This is a genomic window from Halorubrum sp. SP3, assembly GCF_005435195.1.
Lineage (GTDB): Archaea > Halobacteriota > Halobacteria > Halobacteriales > Haloferacaceae > Halorubrum > Halorubrum sodomense.
Genome location: NZ_SGTU01000340.1, coordinates 1 through 485, shown reverse-complemented (window position 1 = coordinate 485; position 485 = coordinate 1). Strand labels below are relative to the sequence as shown.

Here is a 485-nt window from a genome sequence, read left to right as displayed (position 1 = left end):
AGCGAGCACACCCCTCCTGTTCGGCGGCGGAAGCCGGTTGCCGAAACCCTCACGGGGTATTGACGCTCGATACGCCCCACGAAAATCCCCCGCCATCTGATACCCGACCGATCAACTTCCGACCCGCGGTTTCGGCGTTGCGACGGACCGGTTTGTACACGGTTCTCGCGAGGTCTTCTCCGGGATACTCTCCGTCGAGCGTGAAGCGAATATCGTACCACACCTCCGAGACGAACACGGACTCGTAAGTCCGCGTTTGCCCGGGTTCGAGAACCGCCGTCACGGTTAGATCCCGTTCCGGGACCGCGGCGTCGGGGGTTCCGGTGACGGTGTCATGTTCCTCCGCTCGCCTCGTGACCGCCGTCCCCACGTCGAGTACTTCCAGCGCGATCTCGTGTGGGACGGAGTGGCGGTTGCGAAGCAGTAAACTCCCGGCAGGTGGAGTCTGAGGGGAACCGGTCGGACCGAGTTTGGAACAGCCCACG

The 485-nt window shown here is 63.5% G+C and carries 1 protein-coding gene; it reads right to left on the bottom strand.

Features of this window, described 5'->3' with window-relative positions:
* Positions 1-49: 49 nt before the first annotated feature.
* The coding region (locus EXE42_RS16800) for a hypothetical protein (RefSeq protein WP_206750759.1) at positions 50-485 on the bottom strand (436 nt) is incomplete at its 5' end.